24 protein-coding genes, 1 tRNA gene and 2 pseudogenes are annotated in these 26,956 nt (G+C 36.6%); all 27 read left to right on the top strand.

What is annotated here, in order from left to right; all coding sequences use genetic code 11:
- The first annotated feature begins 56 nt into the window (after window positions 1-56).
- The 27 genes and pseudogenes from IGK91_RS06470 (at window position 57) to IGK91_RS06340 (ending at window position 26,808) form a co-directional block, all read left to right on the top strand.
- Entirely contained in the window at window positions 57-1,826 is a 1,770-nt protein-coding gene (locus IGK91_RS06470; RefSeq protein WP_010719127.1) for a glycoside hydrolase family 13 protein, read from the top strand.
- Window positions 1,827-1,924: 98 nt separating this feature from the next.
- Complete coding sequence (locus IGK91_RS06465; protein WP_010737611.1) at window positions 1,925-3,184, top strand: extracellular solute-binding protein; 1,260 nt, start codon at window positions 1,925-1,927, stop codon at window positions 3,182-3,184.
- Between the two features lie 393 nt (window positions 3,185-3,577).
- The gene (locus IGK91_RS06460; RefSeq protein ID WP_081122733.1) at window positions 3,578-4,876 is read left to right on the top strand and encodes a carbohydrate ABC transporter permease; all 1,299 of its coding nucleotides are present in this window, start codon (window positions 3,578-3,580) and stop codon (window positions 4,874-4,876) included.
- Window positions 4,877-4,879: 3 nt separating this feature from the next.
- Window positions 4,880-5,731: a sugar ABC transporter permease gene (locus IGK91_RS06455; RefSeq protein WP_010719130.1), complete on the top strand. Its 852-nt coding sequence runs from the start codon at window positions 4,880-4,882 to the stop codon at window positions 5,729-5,731.
- Between the two features lie 12 nt (window positions 5,732-5,743).
- A complete protein-coding gene (locus IGK91_RS06450) occupies window positions 5,744-6,559 on the top strand; it encodes an integral membrane protein (RefSeq protein ID WP_010737609.1) in 816 nt (271 codons plus the stop codon).
- 149 nt (window positions 6,560-6,708) lie between these two features.
- The gene (locus IGK91_RS06445; RefSeq protein WP_010719132.1) at window positions 6,709-7,875 is read left to right on the top strand and encodes a class I SAM-dependent methyltransferase; all 1,167 of its coding nucleotides are present in this window, start codon (window positions 6,709-6,711) and stop codon (window positions 7,873-7,875) included.
- 50 nt (window positions 7,876-7,925) lie between these two features.
- Window positions 7,926-8,096 carry a hypothetical protein gene (locus tag IGK91_RS06440; RefSeq protein WP_014834649.1) on the top strand — a complete coding sequence of 57 codons (171 nt, stop codon included), beginning with the start codon at window positions 7,926-7,928 and terminating at the stop codon, window positions 8,094-8,096.
- Between the two features lie 517 nt (window positions 8,097-8,613).
- A complete protein-coding gene (gene prdC, locus IGK91_RS06435) occupies window positions 8,614-9,906 on the top strand; it encodes a proline reductase-associated electron transfer protein PrdC (RefSeq protein WP_374220197.1) in 1,293 nt (430 codons plus the stop codon).
- 26 nt (window positions 9,907-9,932) lie between these two features.
- Complete coding sequence (gene prdA, locus IGK91_RS06430; RefSeq protein WP_081122735.1) at window positions 9,933-11,828, top strand: D-proline reductase (dithiol) proprotein PrdA; 1,896 nt, start codon at window positions 9,933-9,935, stop codon at window positions 11,826-11,828.
- 13 nt (window positions 11,829-11,841) lie between these two features.
- Complete coding sequence (locus IGK91_RS06425) at window positions 11,842-12,150, top strand: CBO2463/CBO2479 domain-containing protein (protein ID WP_010719135.1); 309 nt, start codon at window positions 11,842-11,844, stop codon at window positions 12,148-12,150.
- A complete protein-coding gene (gene prdB / locus IGK91_RS06420) occupies window positions 12,151-12,873 on the top strand; it encodes a D-proline reductase (dithiol) protein PrdB (protein WP_080593147.1) in 723 nt (240 codons plus the stop codon).
- A gap of 12 nt (window positions 12,874-12,885) precedes the next feature.
- Window positions 12,886-13,623, top strand: a complete 738-nt coding sequence (prdD, locus tag IGK91_RS06415) for a proline reductase cluster protein PrdD (RefSeq protein ID WP_010737604.1) — start codon at window positions 12,886-12,888, stop codon at window positions 13,621-13,623.
- A gap of 21 nt (window positions 13,624-13,644) precedes the next feature.
- A pseudogene (locus tag IGK91_RS06410) lies at window positions 13,645-14,125 on the top strand (glycine/sarcosine/betaine reductase component B subunit).
- Window positions 14,126-14,153: 28 nt separating this feature from the next.
- Window positions 14,154-15,155 (top strand): proline racemase family protein, encoded by a 1,002-nt coding sequence (locus IGK91_RS06405; RefSeq protein WP_010737602.1) that lies wholly within the window; start codon window positions 14,154-14,156, stop codon window positions 15,153-15,155.
- A 116-nt stretch (window positions 15,156-15,271) separates the two neighbouring features.
- Window positions 15,272-16,144 carry a sulfite exporter TauE/SafE family protein gene (locus IGK91_RS06400; RefSeq protein ID WP_181934266.1) on the top strand — a complete coding sequence of 291 codons (873 nt, stop codon included), beginning with the start codon at window positions 15,272-15,274 and terminating at the stop codon, window positions 16,142-16,144.
- A gap of 199 nt (window positions 16,145-16,343) precedes the next feature.
- Entirely contained in the window at window positions 16,344-17,375 is a 1,032-nt protein-coding gene (gene selD, locus IGK91_RS06395) for a selenide, water dikinase SelD (RefSeq protein WP_181934265.1), read from the top strand.
- A 69-nt stretch (window positions 17,376-17,444) separates the two neighbouring features.
- Window positions 17,445-18,044, top strand: a complete 600-nt coding sequence (yedF, locus tag IGK91_RS06390; RefSeq protein ID WP_113803570.1) for a sulfurtransferase-like selenium metabolism protein YedF — start codon at window positions 17,445-17,447, stop codon at window positions 18,042-18,044.
- Between the two features lie 10 nt (window positions 18,045-18,054).
- Window positions 18,055-18,312, top strand: a complete 258-nt coding sequence (locus IGK91_RS06385; protein WP_081122738.1) for a DUF3343 domain-containing protein — start codon at window positions 18,055-18,057, stop codon at window positions 18,310-18,312.
- 12 nt (window positions 18,313-18,324) lie between these two features.
- Window positions 18,325-20,220, top strand: coding sequence for a selenocysteine-specific translation elongation factor (gene selB, locus IGK91_RS06380; protein ID WP_181934264.1), 1,896 nt, complete (start codon window positions 18,325-18,327; stop codon window positions 20,218-20,220).
- Between the two features lies 1 nt (window position 20,221).
- Window positions 20,222-21,346, top strand: a complete 1,125-nt coding sequence (locus tag IGK91_RS06375; RefSeq protein WP_010737596.1) for an aminotransferase class V-fold PLP-dependent enzyme — start codon at window positions 20,222-20,224, stop codon at window positions 21,344-21,346.
- 14 nt (window positions 21,347-21,360) lie between these two features.
- Complete coding sequence (selA, locus tag IGK91_RS06370; RefSeq protein ID WP_181934263.1) at window positions 21,361-22,761, top strand: L-seryl-tRNA(Sec) selenium transferase; 1,401 nt, start codon at window positions 21,361-21,363, stop codon at window positions 22,759-22,761.
- Entirely contained in the window at window positions 22,758-23,246 is a 489-nt protein-coding gene (locus IGK91_RS06365; RefSeq protein ID WP_010737593.1) for a CD3072 family TudS-related putative desulfidase, read from the top strand. The genes selA and IGK91_RS06365 overlap by 4 nt, the downstream gene beginning before the upstream one ends.
- 3 nt (window positions 23,247-23,249) lie before the next feature.
- Window positions 23,250-23,792, top strand: coding sequence for a CD3073 family putative ECF transporter S component (locus tag IGK91_RS06360; RefSeq protein WP_010737592.1), 543 nt, complete (start codon window positions 23,250-23,252; stop codon window positions 23,790-23,792).
- A gap of 110 nt (window positions 23,793-23,902) precedes the next feature.
- A tRNA-Sec gene (locus tag IGK91_RS06355) sits at window positions 23,903-23,999 on the top strand.
- A gap of 382 nt (window positions 24,000-24,381) precedes the next feature.
- Entirely contained in the window at window positions 24,382-25,302 is a 921-nt protein-coding gene (locus tag IGK91_RS06350; protein ID WP_025480495.1) for a methionine ABC transporter ATP-binding protein, read from the top strand.
- The gene (locus tag IGK91_RS06345; protein WP_010719143.1) at window positions 25,295-25,948 is read left to right on the top strand and encodes a methionine ABC transporter permease; all 654 of its coding nucleotides are present in this window, start codon (window positions 25,295-25,297) and stop codon (window positions 25,946-25,948) included. Before IGK91_RS06350 ends, IGK91_RS06345 begins: the two co-directional genes overlap by 8 nt.
- Window positions 25,949-25,960: 12 nt before the next feature.
- Window positions 25,961-26,808 (top strand): annotated as a pseudogene (locus IGK91_RS06340) (MetQ/NlpA family ABC transporter substrate-binding protein).
- The last annotated feature ends 148 nt before the right edge of the window (window positions 26,809-26,956 follow it).

Genomic DNA, 26,956 nt, shown 5'->3' with positions numbered 1-26,956 from the left:
TTGTTGTTCACTCTTTTATAGTGAACACGTAATCTTAAATATGAAGGAGGAAATACATGAACACCGCAGCAATTTATCATCGACCGGAAAGTGAATATGCTTTTTTATATACAGCTGATACTTTCAGAATTCGTTTACGTACCTGTAAAGACGATGTAAAAAAAGTTTATCTTATTAGTGGCGATCCTTATACGATTGATTCACAAAAATGGTATCTGGAAGAAATACCAATGAAAAAAAGTCTGAGTACTTTAGTTCATGATTACTGGGAAGTGGAACAAACAAGCTCGACTAGAAGGTTACAATATGGGTTTCATATCGTAGGGATTGATGGCACAGAATGTTTTTACGGGGATCAAGGGATTTTTGCGTATGAACCAGCAAACTTAGCAGAAGCAAATTACTATTTCCGGATACCCTATTTTCATGAAATTGATCGTTTCAAAGTGCCGCAATGGGCAAAAGAAACGATTTGGTACCAAATATTTCCTGAACGATTTGCGAATGGCGACTCAACTAACGATCCAGCTCATACGCTACCATGGGGAAGTAAAGCACCTGACCGAGATGATTTCTTTGGTGGTGATTTACAGGGTGTGATTGATCACCTCGATTACTTAGTCGATTTGGGAATCAATGGTATTTATTTTTGCCCGATTTTCCAAGCTATGTCTAATCATAAATACGATACGATCGACTATTTGAAGGTTGATCCAGCCTTTGGTGACGAACGTCTGTTAAAAGAATTAATCGAAAAAGCGCATAAAAAGGGTATCCGCATTATGTTAGATGCTGTTTTCAATCATATTGGTAGTGACTCGCCCCAATGGCAAGATGTGATCAAAAATGGCGAAAAATCAATTTATAAAGATTGGTTCCATATTCATTCTTTTCCTGTGGATGCCTATCAAATGACGAATTTACCCGAAACAGCAGCAAATTTATCTTATGATACGTTTGCTTTTACACCTTTCATGCCTAAACTCAACACAGCAAATCCTGAGGTTCAATCGTATTTACTAGATATTGCTGCTTATTGGGTGAAAGAATTTGATATTGATGGGTGGCGTTTAGATGTCGCTAATGAAGTCGATCATCATTTCTGGAAATTGTTCCATGAAAAAGTCACTGCAATCAAACCAGATATTTATATTTTAGGCGAAATCTGGCATTCATCCCAAGCTTGGTTACAAGGAGATGAGTTCCATGCTGTAATGAACTATGCATTTACAGACTCAATCAAAGACTATTTTGTTAAACGAAAAATCACTGCTTCACAAATGGCAAGTGGCATGAACCATCAGCAGATGCTGTACCAAGATCAAGTAAACGAAGGAACATTTAATTTATTAGATTCCCACGATACTGCGAGAATCCTAACCTTGTGTAATGGAAATAAAGAGTTGATGAAAGCTGTACTTACTTTCATGTTTTTACAAAAAGGCGCACCTTGTATTTATTACGGAACGGAAATCGGATTGACTGGAGAAGATGATCCTGATTGTCGTAAATGTATGATCTGGGAGAAAGAGCAACAAGATACGGAATTATACGGTTTTATTAAAGAATTGATTTATCTTCGGAAACGATTATCTGAAATTTTAATCACTGGTACGATTTGCTGGGAGCTAATTGATGATAGTCAAGACGTGATTCATTTTTCTCGTGAATTGAACGGCCAAAAGATCCATGCTATTTTTAATCAATCTTCCACAAGTTATTTGGTTGATCAGAAAAATGAAATTATCTTAAGCCAAAATAGTGAATTATTAAATGATGGGAAAGCTGAAATTCAACAATTCGGATTCATTTTGATGTGTGAATAACTTGTTACCGGTAACATGCAGAAAGCGTTTGCAAGTTGTCGTTTTATAACAGTATACTCTTTATACAAACAACATTTATGGAAGTGGAGGAACAAAAAGTGAAGAAAAACTATGTTAAAAAATTAGGGTTGGGTTTATTGTCACTTGGTATTTTAGGTGGATTAGCAGCTTGTGGTAATGGAAAAGCTGATACAGCTAGCGGTGGAAATGATGAAAAAACATTAACTGTATCGGTAGATTCTGGTTATAAAGATTACATCAATGAGATCAAGGGTGATTTTGAAAAAGAGAATGATGTCAAAATCAAGCTAGTTGAAAAAGATATGTTCGATCAATTAGAAGCGCTTTCTTTAGATGGACCTGCCGGTAAAGGACCAGATGTGATGATGGCAGCCTATGATCGAATTGGTGCGTTAGGACAACAAGGCCATTTAGCGGAAGTCAAATTAGGAAATGAAGCCGACTATGATGAAACAGATAAAGCACAAGTGACCTATGACGGAAAAATTTACGGCGAACCAGCAGTGATCGAAACATTAGTCTTGTACTACAACAAGGATCTAGTAGATGCAGCACCAACCACTTTCAAAGAATTAGAAAATCTAGCCAAAGACAAACGCTTTGCCTTTGAATCAGAAGCAGGAAAAAATACTGGATTCTTAGCAAAATGGACTGATTTCTATTATTCTTATGGTTTACTAGCAGGCTATGGCGGGTATGTTTTTGGTGACAACGGAACTAATCCATCAGATATTGGTCTAAATAATGCAGGATCAATCGAAGGAATCACTTATGCTACAAACTGGTTCCAAAATGTTTGGCCAAAAGGGATGCAAGATATCAAGAGTGCAGGCGATTTCGTTAGCCAACAATTCATGTCTAACAAAGCAGCCGCAATCATTGATGGCCCTTGGCAAGCACAAACTTATAAAGACAACAAAATCAATTATGGGGTAGCAAAAATTCCAACATTGAACAACGGCGAATCTTATCAACCGTTTGGTGGAGGAAAAGGTTGGGTAGCAAGTAACTATTCTAAAAACAAAGAATTATCACAAAAATGGTTAGACTATGTGACAAACACAAAAAATCAAGAAAAATTCTTTGAAATGGTCAATGAGATTCCAGCCAATCAAGCAGCACGTGAAACAGCTAAATCAAAAAATGATGAATTGACAACTGCGGTGATTGATCAGTATGAAACTGCGCAAGCAATGCCAAATATTCCAGAAATGGCTGAAGTTTGGACTGGTGCTGAAAACTTAATGTTTGATGCAGCTTCAGGTTCTAAATCGCCAAAAGAATCTGCTAACCAAGCAGTGAAAACCATAAAAGAAGCGATTGAGCAAAAGTATTAAAAGTAACAAAGTGATCTCTATTCACGATCAAATGGATATTTTTACTAGATGTGGTGATAGTAGACCACTAAATCTCATTTGGTCAACCAAATCATAAAACAAGTCATGGATCAATAGGTGAAACAGTTGAACGGTGTATTTTCTTTAACTGTTTCACATTGATTCGTGTGAATAACATCCACGAGCAGAGTTTTTTATAGCAACTGAGTGAGGACTACAAATGAATGGAAAATGGTTTTTGATAGCAATTATTGATGACTGTCATGGATAGCTACTATTTATAGTTACTATGTATAACTGCTATGAATAGTTACTTATAGATGGCTATTGTGGATAGCCGACTGATTCATTTCCTTGCGCAAAGAATAAAATAGTAGTACTGGGGGTATCGTTATGCAAGACGAAAAAAATAATATCAATGTAAGAAAAATTACACTTATGTCTCTCATACCTGGCTTAGGGCAATTTGCTAATGGTCAAGCGTTCAAAGGAATCGTATTTCTAGGTATTTTCGTAGCATTTATTCTACAACTGATAGTTGGTGGCTTCCACTCTTTGATTGGCTTAGTCACACTGGGAACAGTTCCGATGGAGGATCACTCCTTATTTATTTTGATTCAAGGAACGCTGCAACTAATCATTACGGTTATTTTTTTTATTTTCTATGGACTGAATCTGTTAGATGCCAAACGTGTCGCAGTTTTACGCAAAGAAGGTAAGAAAATCAACCGAACGATGAAGGAAGTTATACATAATATTGGTGATGAGGGTTTTCCTTATTTGCTTACACTTCCAGCCTATCTTTTGATGATTTTTACGATTATTTTTCCAGTTCTAGTCACATTATTTACAGCATTTACCAACTATGATTTCAAACATATCCCACCTGCTAGTTTGATTGATTGGATCGGAGTAAAAAACTTTTTTAGTATCTTCTTCTTAAGTTCTTACCGTAATACCTTTTTCTCTGTGTTTTCTTGGACTGTTATTTGGACACTATGTGCAACGACACTTCAAATCACATTAGGTATTTTTACAGCCGTTATTGCTCACCAAAAATTTATTAAATTTAGACGTTTTTTTGGTATTATTTTCCTTTTACCATGGGCGGTACCAGCATTTATAACAATTATGAGTTTCTCTAATATCTTCAATGATAGTGTGGGGGCGATCAACACCCAAGTGATTCCTTTTATCAATCATCTGCCATTCGTAGACATTAGCGCGATTTCATGGAAAACAGATCCATTTTGGACGAAAGTTGCGATCATTATGGTTCAAGGGTGGTTAGGATTCCCTTATATCTATGTCATGGTAACAGGTATTTTACAATCCATTTCTGAAGATTTATATGAAGCAGCAAAAATCGATGGTGCAAATGCTTGGAAACGTTTCTCTAATATCACGTTACCGGCTATTTTTCTAGTAGCAGCGCCAACGTTTATTACTCAGTATACTGGTAATTTCAACAATTTCTCGATGATTTATTTATTTAACAACGGTGGTCCTGGAAGTGTAGGAGGGGGCGCAGGTTCAACAGACATCTTGATTTCTTGGATCTATAAACTAACGACGGGAACCTCGCCACAATACTCCATGGCTTCAGCCATTACACTAATTATTTCTGCAATTGTCATTTGTGTTTCTTTACTTGTGTTTAAAAAGACTAATGCATTTAATATGGAGGACTAAGCGATGAAACAATTTAATTCAAGTGCTAAATTCCAACGAAGATTGTCACAATTCTTGACCTATGTTTTTTTGATTCTTTTGTCGATCATCATTATCTATCCATTGTTGATTACAGCCAGTACAGCATTTAAATCAGGTAATATCGCTGCTTTTAGTCTGGATTTATCCAGTGACTGGACACTAGAAAATTTTAGACGGCTATTCTCAGAAACGTTATATGGTACTTGGTATAAAAATACCTTGATTATTTCCATTTTAACAATGGTTATCCAAGTGACTGTTGTAACTTTGGCTGGTTACACTTATAGTCGTTACCGTTTCATTGGACGCAAATCAAGCTTGATGTTTTTCCTGGTGATTCAAATGGTTCCAACGATGGCTGCATTGACCGCTTTTTACGTCATGGCTTTTCTACTTAACGCCTTAGATCGATACTGGTTCTTAACAATGATCTATATTGGTGGGGGAATTCCGATGAATACTTGGCTAATGAAAGGTTATTTTGATACTGTTCCACTTGATTTAGATGAATCTGCTAAATTAGATGGAGCTGGTCATTTCCGGATTTTTCTACAAATCGTTTTACCGTTAGTTAAACCAATGATTGCCGTTCAAGCATTATGGGCCTTTATGGGACCGTTCGGAGACTTCATGCTCGCTAAATTTTTACTACGCACACCAGAAAATCAAACAGTGGCAGTTGGTTTGCAAACATTCATTTCTGATGTGACAAATCAACGGGTTTCATTATTTGCCGCAGGAGCGATCCTCATTGCATTACCGATTTGTTTATTGTTCTTCTTTTTACAAAAAAACTTTGTCACTGGTTTGACTTCTGGTGGCACAAAAGGTTAGGAGCAGGTGTTGATGCAAACATTTCCTTTGAATTACTTTTCTCATTTAAATAGTCCTAGACGTCTTTTTGCTGGTAGAAGACAGTTGTCATGGCCTAAATTGAGTCTGATCTTTCTTTTCTTGGTCGCGTTGATGGTTATGCCGATTACCATGTATTATACCAATCAGGTAAAAGCAATCCCTATGGAGCAATTTTTGACAGTTCACCAACTAATTGATCAAGATGGAGTAAATAAATTTTTAGAATTACCCATGGAGAATGGGCAAATAAATCACTCACCAATAACGATTTATCAGAATAACGAAATACTGATTGGGTCAGGATTGACGAAAGAACAAAAAAACGAAAAAAACGCCTTTATTGATTTCGCAAAAAATCATTGGACAATCCAGCAAAAAGAACAGGGGCGTATAAGAACCTATCAAATGAATTACCAAGCGTCTTTCAATCCCGAATCAGTCCGAACGCCACAAGAGTTTCAAGCATTTTTAGAACAGGAATTTTACGCCAGTAATCGTCCAATGATTATTTTATCTTATAGTATGAGTTTAGGAATCATCTTATTTATAATGACTAGCTTCATTTTATTTGGTGCTTCTTTCTTTTTATGGCTAACTAGAAAGAGTCGTTTTTCTTCCATCCAAACATTCAAAGAAAGTGCCAATTTAATGTTGAATGTGATTGGAGTTGGCTCCATTATTGCCACGATTGTTGGATTCTTTTATTTTGATTTTGTTTTGATGTTAGGTATTCAATCAACTGTTTCAGTTCTTTTATTGCTATGGATTTTTGCTAAAACTGGATTTAAAGATGAAGTCAAGGCCTAAGATCATCAACTAATTATGAGAAAATAAATGTGAAAATAATGAAAATTTGATAGGTAACAAAGATTTTTTTCTGAAAAATACCCTTCTGAGTTGATTCTTTTAATTTTTAGTATTAACGTTAAATAGTAGCAATTCTAAGGAGGAAAATCATGTTAGAAAAAACAGTATATAATCAATTATTTTCACGTTCTTTCTCCCTTCCAGTCGAAGTTACTTACTGGGATGGTACGACAAAACGCTATGGAGATACTGACAATCCTCCCCAAATCAAAATTAAGATCCATGAAGAAATACCAATGAAAGAAATCACAAATAACGCCTCTCTAGCTCTAGGTGAAGCTTACATGGATCATCGTATTGAGATTGAGGGAAGTATTCAAGCGTTGATCAACGATGCTTACCAACAAGCAAACAGCTTTTTAAGAGGGAGCGACTATTTAAAATGGCTTCCTAAAAAGCAAAAACACACAAAAAAACAAAATCAAGCAGATATTCATGCACATTATGATCTAGGAAATGATTTTTATGAAATGTGGCTAGATCCAACATTAACCTATTCTTGTGCTTATTTTGAGACACCTGAAGATACATTGGAACAAGCCCAAATCAATAAAGTCCACCACATCTTAGATAAACTTTTTATCAAGGATAATGATACGTTATTAGATATCGGTTGTGGTTGGGGAACCTTGATGTTTACAGCTATCAAAGAATACAATGTAAAAGCAACTGGTATTACCTTGAGTGAAGAACAATATAACCATATTACTAATCGGATCAAAGAAGAACATCTGGAAGATAAATGTCGGGTCTTATTAATGGATTATCGTGATCTAAAAGATGAAACGTTTGATCATATTACAAGTGTCGGGATGTTTGAACATGTGGGAGCAGACAACTTAAAAGAGTATTTTGGTGTCATCCAAAAATTACTAGCTCCTAAAGGAACAGCGTTGATTCACGGTATTACTCGTCAGCAAGGTGGGGCAGTTAATGCTTGGATCAACAAATATATTTTCCCGGGTGGATACATTCCAGGATTAGCAGAAATCGTAACAGATATTACGGATAATGATTTACAGTTAATTGATTTAGAAAGTTTGCGTCGGGACTATCAGCTTACTTTAGAACATTGGACAAATAATTTCCATAAAGTACAAGACAAGGTAACAGAAACTATGGGCGATTCCTTTTATCGAATGTGGGATCTTTACCTTCAAGCTTGTGCAGCATCTTTTGAATCAAGTAACATTGATGTTATCCAATACTTACTTGTTCAACCAAGTAATAATGATCTTCCAATGCATCGTGCATAAGGGGAAAACCTAATAAAAAATATTAATTAAGATTCGCATGAAAAGAGGCTTTGAAAGAAGCGTTTAGCTCCTCCCTTATTATTGAGGAGTTGCTTCTTGAACGCCGTGAATCAGAGGTCGTAAAAACATCGGGTAGCTCTGATGACAATAAGAAAGAATTTTTTGAAACAGCTTCTCATGTTTTGAAAAATTCAGGCTTATTTCAAGTAGCTGATGTTTGAACACCGTTTATTCGTTTTTAGAGATACTAGAAGAGACTGAGACAACTTTTGTCCCAGTCCCTTTTTTATTGTGAAAATGTCTAATGCTGGCCAACCTATTTTTTTGATTTTTTATTAGCTAAAAAGGAGATGATTATCGAGCTGATTTTGCCAATAGAATAGAACAGATATTGAAAGAGCAACCGTGCTAAACTGTATTTTTTGATGAATGAAAATGAAAAAATTATGATAATCAAAATTGCATAGACTATATGTGTCGTTCAATAAAGTGAAAAAAGATTTTCCATCAGTTCTCACTCTATGTATATAATCATTAAGTGCATGTTGTTATTTTTTATCTATATTTAAATAAAAAACAATACATATATTTTCGTTGTTATAAAAGTATTTATAGAACTATAAATAACAATTATTTATAAATAAATCGTTCATCAAACCTCCATGTTGTGATATTATAAACATGAGCTGTGGGTGGCTAGTTTACTCAAGTTCAAGTAAAACAAGGGAGGTGAAAAGAGTGGAAAAAATTCTTATACCATTAAAACAACATGTAGGCGCTTCATCAAAGAGTATGGTAAAAATAGGCGAATATGTGCAACGTGGACAAAAAATTGCTAAACCAGATGGATTAGGAGCAAACATTCATTCTAGCTTTTCAGGTGTTGTATCAGAAGTAACCAACGATCAGATTGTGCTAAAGATTGATGAAAAGCAAAATTTTTCAAGTTATCTTCCTATTCCAGAAACATCCTCTTATATTCAAGCAATCAAAGAAGCCGGAATTGTCGGAGCTGGTGGAGCTGGGTTTCCGACAGATATAAAATTATCTTGTGAAATACCAGAAGGCATCTTTATCGCAAATGGTGCAGAATGTGAAGCTTTATTACTTCACAATGTAAAGCAAATGAAAAATCAAATCAAACAATTGATTCGTGGAATAAAGTATTGCATGAGCATTACGAAAGCACCCAAAGGAATCATTGCCGTTAAAGGAAAACATCGAGAGTTAGTCATACAATTGTTAAAGTTTACCAACAATGAACCGACAATAGATGTTTACCAATTACCTGACATCTATCCTGCAGGCGATGAACGTGTAGTGATTCGTGAAGTGTTGAACATCACTTTAGACCCTGGTCAACTACCAATCGAAATCGGAGCAGTAGTGGATAATGTTGAAACAATTAAACGCATTGTCGAAGCGATTGAACAGCGAAAGCCATTTATTGATAAAGATCTTACGGTATCTGGTCGTGTAAAACAAAAGAAAACAGTCTTTAAAGATGTCCCAATTGGAACACCTGTCAAGCAATTAATTGATCAAGTTGGAGGTTTTATTGAGCCCCATGGAGAAATTGTGATCGGTGGACCAATGACTGGTCATAGCGGCACGGAAGAAACCCCCATTACGAAAACCAGCGGAGGGGTATTGGTTGCTATGCCATTTCCTCAAGAACACCGAAAAATAGGACTATTACTTTGTGAATGCGGCGGTTCAGAAGAAAGAATGACTGAAATAGCTGAAAACATGGGTGCTGAAGTTGTTGCTACACAACGCTGTAAGCGAATGGTAAAAGTGAATGGAAGATATAGATGTACCTTGCCAGGTATATGTCCAGGACAAGCACAAACAGTCTTTGCTTTGAAAAAAGCAGGTGCTGAAGTTGTGATGACTGGAACTTGTTCTGATTGAACGAACACCGTTATTGGTGTAGCTCCTAGGTTAGGAGTTCCGGTTTATCATCATACAGATCATGTACTTCGGGCAGATGGGCACAGACTATATCGTAAATTACCTACAACGAAATAAATTTAAATTTTAGGAGGATTTAACGAATGTCTATTACGGCTGAAACTGCCCAAGAACATGCAAAAGATCTAGCTGTACTCTGTTGTCGTGCGGAAGCAGGCACAGTGATTACGCCAGAAAATCTAGAGGACCCCGCAATTTTTCTTGATCTGGAAGAATCAGGGTTACTTGAATTTTCTGAAGATGTGTTAACAATTGAACAAGTACTTGGTACAACATTAAAAGAAACAACGGATGCGTTGATTCCATTGACAAAAGAATTACTGGAAGGTGTATCTGAAGGAATGAAAGAAGTTCATTTAAATGAAAAAAAAGAAGTTGAGACTTCTGAAACAATTGCGACGCCAACTCAAGCTGCTTCATCTTCTGTAACAAGTGGTCAGACTATTAAAATTCATATTGCTGAAGGAAAAGGAATTGATTTAGAGCTTCCTTTAATGATGGCTGCTCAGTTAACCGAAACGGTAAATCCTGCACCGGAATCAATAATTCCTGAGCAAGTAACGCCAATAATACCAGCACCGGTTTTGGGAAACTCAAATCAGGTGAAAGAAAAAGTGATTCGTTCTGTACGACATGATCATCTAAAAATTGATCAGGTGATTTTTGGGGAAGAAACAAAAATCGAAGGAACAACTTTAATTTTACGAAAAATGACAGAAATTTGTGCTGAAGCAGTTGAACTGGAACAGCTCGTTGAAGATATGACTTTAGAAATCATTACACCAGATAAATACACTGAATATAGTGAAACGATTATGGACGTTCAGCCAATTGCCGCAAAAGTTGAAGGCGATCTTGGGCATGGAATTACCCGAGTACTGGATGGTGTCGTCATGGTTGTTACAGGGACGGATGCTAATGGAGTTCAAATCGGTGAATTTGGTTCTTCTGAAGGAGAATTAGATCGTAACATTATGTGGGGACGTCCTGGAGCACCAGATAAAGGAGAAATCTTTATTAAAACCCAAGTGACAATCAAAGAACACGCGAATATGGAACGTCCGGGTCCGCTAGCCGCTCACAAAGCTTCTGATTACATCACTCAAGAAATTCGTGAAGCCCTCAAAAAAGCGGATGAATCATTGGTGATACATTCAGAAGAAATTATACAGAAACGTCGAATTGGCAATAAGAAAGTTTTGATCATCAAAGAAATAATGGGGCAAGGTGCGATGCATGATAATTTGATTATGCCCATCGAGCCAGTTGGAACATTTGGCGCAAAACCAAATGTTGACCTTGGCAATTTGCCAATCCTATTGGCACCAACAGAAGTATTAGATGGAGGAATCCATGCGTTAACTTGTATTGGACCGGCTTCGAAAGAAACTTCACGCCATTATTGGCGGGAACCGCTTGTTAAAGAAGCAATGGCAGATGAAGAAATTGATTTAGTCGGTGTTATGTTCGTCGGCTCTCCACAAGCGAATACTGAAAAATATTATGTTTCAAAACGTTTAGGAATGACTGTCGAAGCCATGGACATTGATGGTGCCATTGTAACCACTGAAGGTTTCGGAAATAATCATATTGATTTCGCTTCTCACATGGAAGAAATTGGAAAACGTGGAATCAAAGTGGTTGGCGACTCTTATAGTGCTGTTCAAGGAGCCTTAGTTGTTGGTAATTCTGAAATGGGCGCAATGGTTGATAATAATAAATCAAAACAAGAGATTGAAAATGAAATTTTATCAAATAATACCTTGTGTAGAGAAGACGCCATTCGTGATTTAGCTATGTTAAAAACGTTAATGGGTGGAGGAACAATTAAACCAGCTGAACGTAAATGGAATCCGAATGTCAAACAAAACAACATTGAGACTATCGAAAAAACAACAGGAAGAAAAATAGACCTGGAAGAAAATGAGCAATCTTTGCTGAAAAGTAAAAAACGTCAAGAAATTTATGAAAAAGAATAAAATAAGGTGCAAAATGGATAGAATCGAAAAATTAAAGTATGTCTCTACTGAACAAATGTTTGAAGGGATACTTGTTGAAGTTCGAGATGCGAGCGTAACTATTGATATCAAAGGACGACTAGGTCAATTAAAAATTCCGCGGCGCATGATTATTTCAGAGTACGATTTAAAAATAGGACAAGAAGTTGGATTTTTGATGAGTTATCCAGAGGTTTTGGAAGAAGCAGCCAATACTCATTACGTTGAAGCAATCACAGAACATGAACGTCGACGTTTAAAAAATCAACAGAAGAAAATAAAAATGAGAGAGGAAAATGAGTAGATGAGTTTAACAGTATTCGAAGGATTACAGTCAGAAATTTTTGTACCAATCACACCCAAATCCGTCTTTACGCCCGTTAAAAAAGAGCTGAAAGAAATGCGGATTGCTTTGGCAACGGCAGCTGGTGTCCACTTAAAAAGTGATACACGCTTTAATTTGGCAGGAGACACAACGTATCGTGAGATTCCAGATGGAGTACCAAGTGAAGATTTAATGGTCTCACATGGTGGATATGACAACGCAGACGTTAATCGGGATGTCAATGCAATGTTTCCGATTGACCGATTACATGAATTAGTAAAAGACGGCTTTATTAAAGAAGCTGCCCCTGTACATTATGGCTTTATGGGAGGCGGCGGTGACCAAGATGCCTTTAATGAACAGACGGGACCAGAAATCGCACAAAAACTCGTAGAAGAAGTTGACGCAGTTGTTTTAACTGCTGGTTGAGGGACCTGTCACAGAACTGCCGTGATCGTGCAGAGAGCAATTGAGGAAGCAGGGATTCCTACTATTTTAATCGCCGCATTACCACCAGTAGTACGGCAAAATGGTTCACCTAGAGCTGTAGCACCACGTGTACCGATGGGCGCTAATGCCGGAGAACCACATAATATTGACATGCAAACGGGTATTTTAAAAGATACTTTAGAAAGCCTAGTTTCAATTGAAACACCAGGGAAAATTGTGCCATTACCTTATGAATATATCGCTCATGTGTAAAGAGGGATCAGCATGCAAGGAGAAACATTAAAGATGAAAGTTTTCCATATGGAAAAAGTTTCCATAGGAAATCAATTTAAGCTTGATCACAATCAACTACAGATAAAAACTGAATTTGATTGTCTGTGTGAGGATGTCAAATCCTTGACGATCCGATTGTTAGAGCCAGATCAGTTAGACCTAAAAACAAATACTATCATGGATATTTTACCAATTTCTGCTAAAGTATTAGGCGTTTTGGGGACGGGTATCACCCATACATTAACGGGAGTGTCGGTCATAATGACCGGCACAATCGATGAGGGTGAACAGCTCCATGAGTTTGGTTCTTCTGATGGTGTATTGCGTGATCATTTATTTTTAAATCGACCGGGCACACCTAACGCAGAGGATTACATTATTTTGATTGACTTACTTGTCAAGAAAGGAACACCTTTCGATCGTGAGTTATGTTTAAAATTGTTTCGGATAGTTGACAATTATCTGCAGGAAATCCGAGAACAATTAAAGTTGCTAGATGGTAAGGAAGCAACGGAAACACATATCTATGAAGAAAAAAGAAATCCGGGAAAGCCAAAAGTGACGTTGGTCAAGCAGGTAGCTGGCCAAGGTGCGATGTACGATATGTTATTATTTCCAGATGAACCTAGTGGGTTTAAGGGTGGTCATTCGATTATCGATATGAATAATATGCCCATCTTTTTATCTGCCAATGAGTATCGTGATGGTGCCATTCGTTCAATGGTCTAATTGTTAGAAAAGGGGATTTTTATGGGAATAGGACCATCAACTAAAGAAACTTCGATGCACCTTTTTAAAGATCCTTTACTGGATGTTTTAAGCAAAGATCCTGACATTGATTTCCAAGGTGTTATTATTATTGGCACACCTCAAAGCAATGAAATGAAGCATCTAGTCGGACAACGAACAGCTACTTGGCTAGAAGCGATGGCTACAGATGGCGTTGTTTTATCAACAGATGGTTGGGGAAATTCAGACATCGATTTTGCCAATACCCCTAGAAGAAATAGGTTGTCGTGGCCTCAGTGTTATTGGGCTCAAATTTATTGGGAAACAAGCCAAGTTTGTCGTAGAAAATGATTATACAAAATATGTGCTGGATTTTAATAAATCACAAGCAGGGATTGAAACGGAAGTGGTTGGAGAAAATACGATCACTTTCTATGATGCAGTTAAAGCGCTCGCTTTTATAAAACTAAAGATGCGTAAAGATAATCAAAAATTGAAGTAACGTGGAGGTTAGTATGAAAGTATAAAAAATGATATCAGTAGTAGATACCCATACAGCTGGTGAAGCCGCTCGGTTAATTGTAGGAGGCATTCCTAAATTTCATGGAAAAACGATGGCGGATAAAAAAATATACCTGGAAACACAAGCAGATGATTTACGTAAAATGCTAATGCATGAACCACGAGGGCATAAAAATATGTTCGGGGCTTTTATTTGTGAACCGGTTCATGATGAGGCAGACTACGGGATTATTTTCATGGATTCTGGTGGCTATTTAAATATGTGCGGTCACAATACCATTGCGGCAATGACAGCAGCTGTAGAATTGGGCTGGGTAGATGTAGGAGAAGGCACCCGTGTGGTTAAAGTAACGCAAGATACACCTGCGGGGATTGTTTGCGGAGAGGTTCGTCTGGATGAAGATTACTCTGCGGAATCAGTCTCTTTTGAAAACGTGGAATCCTTTCTATATAAAGAAAATGTGGCAGTGAATGTGCCCGATATTGGGACAGTTCATGTGGATATTTCTTTTGGCGGAAGTTTTTTTGCCATATTAAAAGCCGAAGAAGTAGGTTTAACCATTGAACCGAAGAATGCGTCAAAATTTACTGAAGTGGGGCTAAAAATTCGCGAAGCGATTAATCAAACGATTGAGATCCAACATCCTCGGTTAAAACATATTAACACCGTTGATTTAGTCGAATTTTATGGTCCTGCTAAAAGTCCTGAAGCTACTTATCAAAATGTCGTGGTATTCGGGGATGGACAAGTTGATCGTTCACCTTGCGGAACAGGAACGAGTGCTAAATTAGCAACTTTGTATGCAAAAAATGAGTTGAAAATTGGTGAAAGTTTTGTTTATGAAAGTATTTTAGGAACGATGTTTAAGGGAGAAATTACAAAGGAAACACGTGTAGGAAACTATCAAGCGATTATTCCCAAAGTGACGGGATCTGCTTATATTACAGGATTTAATCAATTCCTTGTCGATCCTAAAGACTCATTAAAAAATGGATTTTTACTTGATTAAAATACACGGTATAACCATCCAAAGTGTGAATTGAATTCTCTAGTCCTAGCCATTAACAGATGGTTACATAAAAAATGATGGGTTAGTAAAACTCTGCTTACTATTAAGGAGGTATCATGGTACAACTACTGTTGGGTTTATTAAGCGTTTTATTACTCTATTTCTTATTCTTTTTTGTTCTCGACTTACTTGCAAATAAAGGAAATTGGGGTGGAGGAAATTATCTTATTTCTGGAACAATTGGGGTAATTACCGATTTTTTAGATACATTAGGGATTGGTAGTTTTGCGCCAACAACCATGTTACTAGAATTTACCAAGCAATTAGATAACGATCGACAATTACCAGGAACGCTCAATGTGGCACACTCTATTCCGGTAATCATTGAAGCTTTTATTTTCATTACTGTTGTTAAAGTATCACCTATTACTCTGTTTTCATTAGTTGCAGCAGCAATTGTGGGTTCGTTTGTGGGTTCGAAAACAGTCAGTAAGCTACCTGAAAAAAAGGTGCAGTTTTTTATGGGACTTGCTCTGATTGTGACAGCAATTTTAATGGGGCTAAAACAAGCTGGAATGCTGGATCTCTTAGGCTCTGGAAATGAAGCGACTGCTTTAACAGGTCTTAAGCTAATCATCGGCGTCATCGGTAATTTCCTCTTAGGTGCATTAATGACGATTGGCGTAGGTTTATATGCACCATGTATGGCATTAGTATACATGTTGGGGTTAAGTCCGCTTGTTGCTTTTCCTATTATGATGGCTTCTTGCGCAGGATTGATGCCCGTTGCTTCAGGTAACTTTATTAAATCTGGTGATTATGAGCGTAAAGTTAGTTTGGCAATTACGATTGGTGGAGTGATTGGGGTAATTATTGCTGTTAAATTTGTCACAAGCTTAGATTTGAATATGCTGACTTGGGTAATCATTGCTGTAATTATTTACTCAGGAATTACATATATGCGAAAAGGAATGTTTTCTAAAAAATAGAAAAGCTTAATCTAGTAGCAAAATGTGAAGGAGTGGAAAGAACTGTACAGCCACTTCTTCATTTTTAGTACACCAAACTAGCATAGTTATTTTAATGATTTGCCCGCTATTTTCTGATTGTTGGTGTAACTATAGAAAATGAAACAGTAAGCGGCAGAGGAAAAGTCATCAATTACTACACTATATGAAAAGGAAGTGGATGCCAATGAAAAAAGAAATCGAACAATTAATTATTTGTGGTGGATGTAACGCTAAGATTGGTCCTGGAAATCTAGGGAATATTCTAGCAGACCTCCCTAAATCCCAAGATGAAAAATTGTTAGTGGGCTTTGATGCAACAGATGACGCAGCCGTTATTAAATTGACCGATGAATTAGCAGTTATTCAAACGTTAGACTTTTTTCCTACTATGGTGACAGATCCTTATTTATTTGGCAAAATTGCTGCTGCCAATGCGATGAGTGATGTTTATGCGATGGGAGGGGATGTATTATCTGCCTTAAATATTGTTGCTTTTCCTGAAGAAAAAGAACTACAGGTTTTAAAAGAGATTTTAAGAGGTGGGGCTGAAAAAGTTCAAGAAGCAGGTGGAATCTTAGCAGGTGGGCACTCAATCCATGACCGTTCAGTCAAATATGGACTTTCTGTAACTGGCACAATTCATCCAAACAATATTTACAAAAATAATACTTGTCAAGAAGGAGATCACTTAATCTTAACAAAACCTCTAGGTGTAAGCATTATCACCATTGGTTATAGCGCCGGGGCAATAACCAAAGAAGGGTTTGCCAAAGCAACAAAAAGTATGGAAACCTTAAATAAATATGCGATGGCTATCATCAGAAAATATCCAATCACTAGTTGTACCGACGTAACAGGATTTGGGTTAGCAGGACATCTTCATGAAATGTTACATGACAATTTTTCAGCTGAAATCTATTCAGAAAAACTGCCATTTTTTGAAGAAGCTTATGAAGGAGCAAAAGCCTTTCTTTTTACTGCTGGAGGACAACGAAACCGAAATTTTATGGAAAAAAAGATGGCCTTTTATGTCGATGACTTAGGGATCGAAGAGTTGCTATATGATCCACAGACATCTGGAGGATTATTGGTAAGTATCCCAGCTAAAGAAGCAAAAAAATTAGAAGAAGAGCTGAAATCAGCCAATATCTTAGCCAAAGATTTTGGCGTTGTTACGAAAAAAAAGACAGCAGGAATCATGGTTTATTAAGAAAAAAATTGTTCGATTAGTCTAACAAACTGATCCCATGATTAACTACACATGGAAAGGAGAATCAAAATGGTTAAAATTAACGCATTGGGAAAAGTATGTCCCCTTCCAGTGATTGAAACAAAGAAAGCTTTGGAAGAAAACGATACAGTAGAAACAACTGTCGATAATGAGATTGCTGCACAAAATCTAAAAAAAATGGCGGGACAACTAGGTTATGATTATCAAGTAGAGCAAAATGATGCACAATCGTTTGCTGTACGTATCTCCAAGAAAAAAGGAGAGGTAGCTTCTATTTATGAACAAGAACTTACAAGAGAAAATGATATTGAAGACAATTATATAGTTATTGTCGACACGAATACGATGGGGCAAGGGTCGAAAGAATTAGGGAAACAATTATTAAAAATGTTTATTTATTCTTTAACCGAACAACCTGATTTGCCCGAAAAAATCATTTTCTACAATGGTGGGGTCCATTTAGTAAGCGACAACTCGGATTCCTTGGAGGATTTACAGATTCTTGCGGAAAATGGGATAGAAATTTATGCTTGTGGAGCCTGTCTTAACTATTATAATCTCAGTGAAAAATGTAAAGTCGGTGAAGTGACCAATATGTATCATATTATTGAAATGATGCGAAAATCTAAAAAAATCATCAAACCTTAAGGAGTAAACAATGAAGTCATATGGAGTGGTATTATTTCATTCGACACGTGAAGCAATGAGAGCTGAGCTGATGTGCCAATCAGCTAAACTATCTGTAAGAATCATTCCTACACCCGAAAAAATATATCTTAGCTGTGGTTTTTCTTTAAAATTTCCGCTAGAAGCTGAAAATCAGATACGTCATATTTTAGCTAAAAATAATGTGTCATCAGAAGGTTTTTATAAAGTGCTTCAAGTTGGATTGGATGTAACGTATTACTTATTATAAGGGGTAAAAGAAATGGCAAATATTGTAATTGGAACAGCTGGGCATATTGATCATGGAAAAACAACATTGATCAAAGCGCTGACTGGAATAGATACTGACACAACAAAAGAAGAAAAAAAAAGGGGCATGTCGATTAATCTAGGATTTGCTTACTTAAATTTACCAAATCAACAACGTGTGGGTTTCGTAGATGTTCCTGGCCATGAAAAATTTATTAAAAATATGGTTGCTGGACTACCTGGTCTTAATCTTATTTTATTAGTCATTGATGCTAGTGAAGGAATCATGCCTCAAACAAAAGAGCATATTGATATTTTGAATTTATTAGGAATCCACCATTTTTTAATTGTATTAACTAAAATTGATACGATTGATGCTGAATTGAAAGAACTAGTCATCGAAGATATACGTGATCAATTACTTCACACGCCTTTAGAAAAAGCGGAAATAATTGAAACCGATGCCATTAGCGGAAAAGGGATCAAACAATTACTAAAAAAAATCGAAGCCTACACGGAGCAAACATCAGAGCAAGTAAGTAGTGGAACACCAAGGTTAAATATCGATCGGGTTTTCAGTGTAAAAGGCTTCGGTACAGTAGTTACAGGCACTTTGTTGGAAGGGGAACTAACCGTTGGAGAAAACTGCTATCTCTACCCAAATAAGCGAAAAGTTCGGATAAGAAATCTGCAGGTACATGAAAATAACGTTCAAAAAGCATATGCTGGACAACGAACTGCTATCAATTTAGCAAACATTACCCGTGAAGAAGTCACGCGCGGGGATGTTCTATCAACCGCGGATTCTTTAGAGGAAAGCTGGATGTTGGATGTTAAGGTAACTTGCTTGGCAGGGACGGATGGGGGAATTAATCTATGGGATCGGGTTAGAGTGTTGATCGGAACAAAAGAAATAATGGCTCGTACTGTTCCATTAGGATTAGATTGGATTGGGCCAAACGAAGAAGGCTTTTTGCAGTTAAAATTAGAAGAAAAAGTTTCTGTAAAAGAAAAAGATCGTTTTATTCTACGCTCTTATTCACCCATGCATACGATTGCTGGAGGCGAAGTCTTAAACGCCGTTCCAAAAAAACATCGCCGATTCAAGCAGGCGATTTTAGAAAGCTTAAAAGCAAAAGAAAATGGCAATCTAAACAGTATGATAATTGATTTTATGTTAAATAAGAAACAGCCATTTACAGTAGAAAAAGAATTGTTGGCCTATCTGGGTGTCCCTCTTGATCAACTAAGCCATTCATTAGAAGAACTACAGGGAAAAAATCAAATCTTCTTTACCTCTTGTGGGTTTTTACTTTATGAAAGATATCAACAATTAGCAGGAAAAGCACAAAAGATCTTAGAAGAGTATCACAAAAAATATCGTCTACGGGATGGTATGCCTTTAGAAGAATTTCGTTCTAAAATACGAAATGGCTTGACCGAAAAAGAAGTTTTCGTCTTGATTCAATTATTAAAAAAATTCAACGTAATCAAAGAACAACAGAAACGATTATCTGTTTATGATTTTCAAGTACAATTTAATAGCTATCAGCAAGTCGCCAAACAAAAAATTGAACGTTACCTAAAAAACAGTGGTTATATGCCGATAAAAAAAGAAGAGTTAGCCCTTTTAGACAAAAATGCTGAAGAAGTATTGGAAGCTTTAGATGCCACCAGCGCTGTTTTTTTAACCCACGAATATGTTCTATCAGGAAAGATTTACCAGCAAGCTATTCAACAAATCCAGACTTATATCAAGAAAAACAAGAAAATGACACTGGCTGATTTTCGTGATATGACAAACTCGAGCCGAAAAGCTTCCATGCTTATTCTAGAATCAATCGATAAACTTGGCATCACGAAACGAGTAGAAAATTATCGGATTTTAGGGAAACAAGAAGGAGACTAGTATGACTATTTATTTAGATAATGCAGCTACGACAGTCCAAAAGCCGGTTTGTATGAAACAAACAATCCTAGATGTGCTTGAAAGTGAGAGGTATGGCAACCCAGCTCGTGGCGCTCATAGCTATTCCATTCGTGCTTATCAATTAATAGAAATGGCAAGAGATACATTAAAAAATTTTTTTCATACCGGGGATTTATATGAAATTATTTTTTCTGGAAGCGTGACTATTGCTCTTAATGCAGTATTAAAAGGGTTCATTCAAGCTGGTGATCATGTATTGACCACAAGTTGGGAACACAATTCCGTGCTGCGACCACTCTATCAATTAGAAAAACTAGGCGTTTCCTACGACATTATCAGTAGTCATCCGATCACTGGACAGTTGAATTATGAAGAATTTACTGAAAAATTAAACGCAAAAACCAAAGTAGTGGTCTGCAATCATGCAAGTAATGTGACAGGGAATCTTTTAGATATTGAATGGATAAAACGTTTTTGCCACAAACATCAGCTGTATTTAATCTTAGATATTTCTCAAACAGCTGGACATCTACCAATTGACTTAAGTGATGGGAAGGTCGCAGCGGCTTGTTTCACTGGACACAAAGCGTTACATGGACCACAAGGAACTGGGGGCATTTGTATTCACAAAAAACTGAAACTTACACCGATAATAACTGGTGGTGATGGTATGAAGTCCTTCTCTAAGGAGCAGCCGGATGAATTGCCAGCAATGTTGGAGGCTGGGACAGCAAATGTGCCAGGAATTGCTGGATTAGCAGCCAGTGTAGGTTGGCTAATGTCCCAAGAGACACCATCATTGGGAAACTACTTCTACCAAGAAGCGACGAAGATTTCAGAATTAACGTTTTATGGTGATTTCACGAAAGAGCATATAGACGTTTTTTCGTTGAATATCAGATCTGCAGAATCAGCTTTAATCAGTGATATTCTGTGGGAAGAGTTTGGCATTGCCACACGTTCAGGCTACCATTGTTCACCGCTAATACATCAAGATTTAGGAACTAAAAATACTGGAACTGTTCGAGTATCCTTATCCCGTTTTACAACAGAAGAAGAAATAGAAAAAACCATAAAGGCGTTGAGAATAATTGCAAAACGATAGAAAGCAGGTAAACGATGGCTAGAGAAATACAACGACGATTAGCAGATTTGCCTTCAGTGGATCGTTTATTAAAAACTCCTGAATTGCAAATATTAGAAAAGAAGTATTCTTACGGAGTAGTCAAACAACAGGTACAAAGTGTTTTAGAGCAAACTAGAAAAACTGTTTTAAAAGAAGAATTGTTACCTCCAGCGATTGAAGAACTCTGTATTCAAGTGATTGAAAAAGTGAAACAACGAACATATTCATTACAAAAAGTAATTAATGGGACAGTTACAATTCTGCATACAAATTTAGGACGTTCCTTACTTAGTAAGAAAATTGAGGAACAATTAAAGACAATAAGTTTTTCCTATTCAAATTTAGAAATGGATTTAACTAGTGGCAAGAGAGGTACTAGATACAATCATTTAACGCATATTCTAAAAAAACTTACTGGAGCAGAAGACGTCTTAGTGGTGAATAATAACGCAGCAGCTATTATGTTAATTCTTGATACTTTGGCTACTGATAAAGAAGTATTGGTTTCTCGAGGGGAACTTGTTGAAATAGGAGGGTCCTTTCGTATCCCAGAGGTAATTACCGCAACAGGTGGGAAAATTAGAGAAGTAGGGACAACCAATAAAACGCATATTAGAGATTACCAACAGGCTTTGACTTCTGAAACTGGAGCGATTTTAAAAGTCCATACCAGTAATTATCGAATCATTGGATTTACAGAAACTCCTTACTTATCAGAGTTAGCTCTCTTAGCACAAAAACATCAAGTCCCGTTAATCAATGATCTGGGTAGCGGTCTACTCATTGACATGCGACGCTTTGGCTTACCGTATGAACCGACTGTTCGAGAAGTAATCGAGCAAGGGTGTGATGTGGTCTCCTTTAGTGGAGATAAATTATTAGGCGGACCACAAGCCGGAATTATCGTAGGTAAAAAAACGTATATTCAGAGGATGAAAGAAAATCAACTACTGCGTGCATTAAGAGTCGATAAAATGACTCTAAGTGCATTAGAAGCAACTTTAGAACTTTATCTTGATGAAGAAGAAGCCATTCGATCCTTGCCTACTTTGCAAATGCTATCGGATAAGATCGAAAATTGTTTGAATCGAGCCCAAATATTAGCTGAAAAGTTAAAAAAAATCGAGCAACTCGAAGTCTCTATCGAAAAAGATTATAGTACGGTTGGTGGTGGAACGTATCCAGAAAGCTTATTACCTACCTATGCAGTAACAGTAAAAAGTAAGCAATGCCATGCGGAAGAACTGCAACGAAGACTAAGAAAAGGAATTGTTCCAGTGATTAGTCGGGTAAAAAATGAGCGAAACTATTTAGATATGCGCACGATTTTTGAAGAAGAACTTCATCAGGTGTTCGTCAGTTTAGAAAAGATTTTTTGTGAGGAAATAACATGAAATTAAAGAAAGAATTTGTGGTTGTTTCACACTGCATCTTGAATCAACATGCGGTGATACCTGGATGGGAGCGGGCTCGTGGTGCTTTTCCTTTGGCTATTTCTTTATTAAATCAAGGCGTTGCGTTGCTACAATTGCCTTGTCCTGAATTTTTGACCTTAGGAAAAGAGAGACCACCAATGACTTATCAAGAATATGTTGCTATACCAGGCTATCGTCAAAAATGTCAAAGTATGTTGCAACCAGTCATTCAACAAATCAAAGAGTACCAAGCGAATGATTATCGCTATTTGGGAATCATCGGGATCAATGAAAGTCCTAATTGTTCCATCTCAGCACAGCGAGGCGTACTAATGGAAGAGTATTTTGAATTATGTAAGAATCATGGGATTGTTAATCCTTATTTTGAAGTTCCAACTTGGTATACAGAAGAATCACAAGGCGATTTATATCAGAAATTAAAACTATTTTTAGAAGGAAAGTAAACGATGAATAATAAAATGAAAATATTGACTTTATGTGCAATGGCCGTTGTTTTAAATGTTGTTTTAGGTGAGGCTGTTTCACTAATGAAAATCCCCTTATTATTTTTAGATACGATGGGAACGATTTATATTTCAACCAATTTTGGTATGAGTTATGGGGTAATGACTGGGATTGCCACTAATTTATTAATGGGGATCATCAGTGGGCCGTTGGCTGTTCCTTTTGTATTCGTAAATATTGTTGTAGCAATTATCTGTTCTTTACTAGCGAAGAATGGATTTTCTTACAAAAAAGCGCTAATAGCAGGGGGACTATTAGCCGTTGTTTGTCCAATGATCGGTGCGCCGATCCGTTTAGCTTTATTTGGTGGTTTTACCGGTTCAGGAACGGACATCCTCATTTTTGCTTTCAAGGCTTCCGGTAAAGAAATGATCACTGCAACTTATTGGGCAACTGTTGCAGGAAATATTGTGGATAAGATGCTTTCTTGTTTACTCGTTGCTTGGTTTATGAAACGTTTACCGCAACGTATCCTAGTAAAATAAAAAGAGAACGACTAACAGATATTAAAGCTAGTCTAGTCTTTTATAACTACAAACATTCTAGCATTTGATATTGATTGAACAAACGAAAAATGTTAGAATGTTTTTATTAGGGGAGTGGATGGGTTCTGGTGTTCCCTCTGGTCTTCAAAACCAGTATGAGGAGTTAAGAGCTTCTTGGGTAGGTTCGATTCCTACACATTCCCGCCAATTGAATACATACAAAGCTAAAAACATTGATACAGAGCCGTTCTGTTGATGTTTTTAGCTTTATTTTTTTGTCGCCACTGCATTTCCACTGCATTTGATTATTTTTCGAGGTAGTTCATTGCTTGATCACTGTTTTCATCAAGTGTAAGAAAGGAACATTCTGCTTCTCGCTTTTTATCAATGCCCATGTGATTGAAATCACATATTAGTCTCGACATGGCTATTTTTCCATGCTATATTTAATTCGAAAAGAAGAAATTAAAATATAGATGTGCGCATCTACTACATAAAAAGACTTAATTATTAAGGATTTTTATCGTCTTTCTATTAATTCCCACATAGTTAAAGTTTTTATATGAATACGCCGGAAAGGAATGAGAGCTTGATTTCATTTGAACACGTTTCAAAGTCTTTTGGAGGTACCATGATCCTAAATGATCTCAATTTATTTATACCAAAAGGTAAAATCTTTGGTATCATTGGACGAAGTGGTGCAGGAAAAAGTACAATGATTCGTTTAATAAACGGATTAGATCAACCAACAAAAGGTAATATATCTCTATCACAAGATGTGAAAAGCAGCACAATATTTCAACATTATGCCTTATTGCAGTCAAAAACTGTTGCTGATAACATTCGACTTGCTCTGAGATTTAGCAAAGTCAATAAGCAGGAATACGACAAAAGAATTGAAAACGTTTTACATTATGTATCAATGATAGAGAAAAAAAATACATATCCCTCCCATTTATCTGGTGGGCAGAAACAACGAGTGGGGATTGCTAGAGCGTTAGTAACGGAGCCTTCGCTTTTATTATGCGACGAAATTACTAGCGCTCTTGATCCAACCGCTAAAAAAAGTATTTTAAATTTGTTAAAAAAAGTGAATGAGGAACTAGGAACCACCATCATTTTGGTCACCCATGAAATGGAGGCGATAAAAGAAATTTGTGATGAAGTGGCTGTCATTGATTCAGGAAAAGTTATTGAACAGGCAACAACCAAAAAAATGTTTTTAAGCCCTCAAAGCAATTTAGTTCGTGAATTTTTAGCAGATATGATTTATCCTAAGTATCCAAAAAAAGAATCGATTTCCTTTAATTATGTCCTTTACTTCCTGATGAATGCCACAAATTATGCTCGTTTTCAAGAAAGTAAAATGGAGGGGACGGTCTATGATATCAAAACCATACATATTAGCGGAGAACGTTTTTTTGCGATGTATTTTCTAACAAATAAAATTCCTGATAATGAATTTATTGACCAACTAATTAGTTATGAGAAGGTGACCGTTGATGTTTGAAATACTTTCATCAGAGATCATTCTCAAAGCAACTTATGAATCGATTTATATGGTCAGTATTTCTTTGGTGTTCGCTATCGGCTTAGGAGTTCCTTTAGGCATACTATTAGCAGAGACCAGAAAACAAGGTGTTTTAGCTAATTCTCTTATGTACACGGTGTTACAGACGCTTATCAACATCTTGCGTTCAGTGCCATTTATCATTTTATTGGTGGCTATTTTGCCTTTTACTCGCTTAGTTGTTGGAACTTCCATTGGAACAACTGCTGCTATTGTCCCTTTAACGTTATATATTGTTCCCTTTATGGGCCGTTTAATCGAGCAAGCCATTCTAGAAATCCCTCCTACAATTATCGAATGTGCCAAAACTTTAGGGGCAAACCGATTGGAAATCATTCTTTACTTTATTCTACCTGAAGCTCGACCGGCGATTATTTTAGCCATTACTAATTCAATGATTGGACTAATTAATGCCTCTTCTATGGCGGGAACTGTTGGTGGAGGAGGAATCGGGGATTTAGCTATTTCCCAAGGCTATCAACGATTTAATAGTGGGATGATTGTTGTAACGGTAGTTATCTTAATTGTTTTAATAAACAGTATCCAATTTCTGGGAAATTATCTTTATCATAAAATTAAATATTAAGGAGTAAACTTCATGAAAAAAATAATGACTATAGTCTGTCTGTTCGTATTGGTTCTCATTGGGGGTGGTTGTCATTCAAAAGATCAATCATCACACGCTCAGAAAAAACATGAAATTGTCATGGGGGTAACTGGAGGACCGTATAACGATTTATTTGATGATGCGATTGCACCTATATTAGAATCGGAAGGATATACGATTAAACGAATTGAATTTTCTCAATTTATCCAATCAAATACTGCCTTAGGTGAAGGAAAGATTGATGTAAATGTTGCTCAACACTCCGCTTATATGAATGTTTCAATAAGGAGAATGGTACTGATTTAGTTCCTTTAGTTGCTACACCCTCTGTTCCGTGTAATTTGTACTCTTCCAAATATACAAGTAAAGAAGAGGTGAAAAAAGGAATGATGATTGGGATTCCCCAAGATCCGAGTAATGCAGCACGAGCCTATGCAGTTCTTGCTAAAGCTGGTTTTATTCAAGTGGATAAACAAGTGAAAAGTACCGACTTGACTGCAAAAGCAATCACAAATAACCCCTATCAGTTAAATATCAAAGAGATGGACACGAACACTTTACCACACGTGTTGGATGACCTTGATTTTGAAGTCATACCTGGAAGCACAGTTGAAGATGCAGGAATTCGACAACAACTTCATTTGATCGAGCTAGAAAAAATGGTGCCTGAATTACAAATCGTAGCTGCTGTGACAAAAGAAAATGAAAAAACGGATTGGGCAAAAGCGATTAAGAAAGCCTACCAATCAGAAAAATTTCGTACATATATCAATAGTCATAATAAAGATAATTACTGGATCATACCTGACATTTCTGAAACTGAGAATAGCAGTCAATAAAGATATTACATATTAGCAATTGAAAGGAAGCGTTGCGTTTTTACTTAAAACACGTTTTGCTTGTTCGTAGAAGCGGAGACAATTTTTTTCTTATTTTGATTTTTTAGACAAGACTGATTACTTTTTTAGTCTTGTCTTTTTTTGCTAT

Source organism: Enterococcus sp. DIV1208 (genome assembly GCF_050530455.1).
Classification (GTDB): Bacteria; Bacillota; Bacilli; order Lactobacillales; family Enterococcaceae; genus Enterococcus_B; species Enterococcus_B hirae.
This window is presented reverse-complemented; position numbering and strand designations above follow the sequence as displayed.

Excerpts from the sequence above, each read along its gene's own strand:
- selB (WP_181934264.1), top strand. The coding sequence starts at position 18,325 with ATGGCAAATATTGTAATTGGAACAGCTGGGCATATTGATCATGGAAAA.
- IGK91_RS06385 (WP_081122738.1), top strand. The coding sequence starts at position 18,055 with ATGAAGTCATATGGAGTGGTATTATTTCATTCGACACGTGAAGCAATG.
- IGK91_RS06470 (WP_010719127.1), top strand. The coding sequence starts at position 57 with ATGAACACCGCAGCAATTTATCATCGACCGGAAAGTGAATATGCTTTT.
- IGK91_RS06365 (WP_010737593.1), top strand. The coding sequence starts at position 22,758 with ATGAAATTAAAGAAAGAATTTGTGGTTGTTTCACACTGCATCTTGAAT.
- IGK91_RS06460 (WP_081122733.1), top strand. The coding sequence starts at position 3,578 with ATGCAAGACGAAAAAAATAATATCAATGTAAGAAAAATTACACTTATG.
- prdD (WP_010737604.1), top strand. The coding sequence starts at position 12,886 with ATGCAAGGAGAAACATTAAAGATGAAAGTTTTCCATATGGAAAAAGTT.
- selD (WP_181934265.1), top strand. The coding sequence starts at position 16,344 with ATGCCAATGAAAAAAGAAATCGAACAATTAATTATTTGTGGTGGATGT.
- IGK91_RS06450 (WP_010737609.1), top strand. The coding sequence starts at position 5,744 with ATGCAAACATTTCCTTTGAATTACTTTTCTCATTTAAATAGTCCTAGA.
- IGK91_RS06400 (WP_181934266.1), top strand. The coding sequence starts at position 15,272 with ATGGTACAACTACTGTTGGGTTTATTAAGCGTTTTATTACTCTATTTC.
- selA (WP_181934263.1), top strand. The coding sequence starts at position 21,361 with ATGGCTAGAGAAATACAACGACGATTAGCAGATTTGCCTTCAGTGGAT.
- IGK91_RS06375 (WP_010737596.1), top strand. The coding sequence starts at position 20,222 with ATGACTATTTATTTAGATAATGCAGCTACGACAGTCCAAAAGCCGGTT.
- prdA (WP_081122735.1), top strand. The coding sequence starts at position 9,933 with ATGTCTATTACGGCTGAAACTGCCCAAGAACATGCAAAAGATCTAGCT.
- IGK91_RS06455 (WP_010719130.1), top strand. The coding sequence starts at position 4,880 with ATGAAACAATTTAATTCAAGTGCTAAATTCCAACGAAGATTGTCACAA.
- IGK91_RS06405 (WP_010737602.1), top strand. The coding sequence starts at position 14,154 with ATGATATCAGTAGTAGATACCCATACAGCTGGTGAAGCCGCTCGGTTA.
- IGK91_RS06425 (WP_010719135.1), top strand. The coding sequence starts at position 11,842 with ATGGATAGAATCGAAAAATTAAAGTATGTCTCTACTGAACAAATGTTT.
- yedF (WP_113803570.1), top strand. The coding sequence starts at position 17,445 with ATGGTTAAAATTAACGCATTGGGAAAAGTATGTCCCCTTCCAGTGATT.
- IGK91_RS06345 (WP_010719143.1), top strand. The coding sequence starts at position 25,295 with ATGTTTGAAATACTTTCATCAGAGATCATTCTCAAAGCAACTTATGAA.
- IGK91_RS06360 (WP_010737592.1), top strand. The coding sequence starts at position 23,250 with ATGAATAATAAAATGAAAATATTGACTTTATGTGCAATGGCCGTTGTT.
- IGK91_RS06445 (WP_010719132.1), top strand. The coding sequence starts at position 6,709 with ATGTTAGAAAAAACAGTATATAATCAATTATTTTCACGTTCTTTCTCC.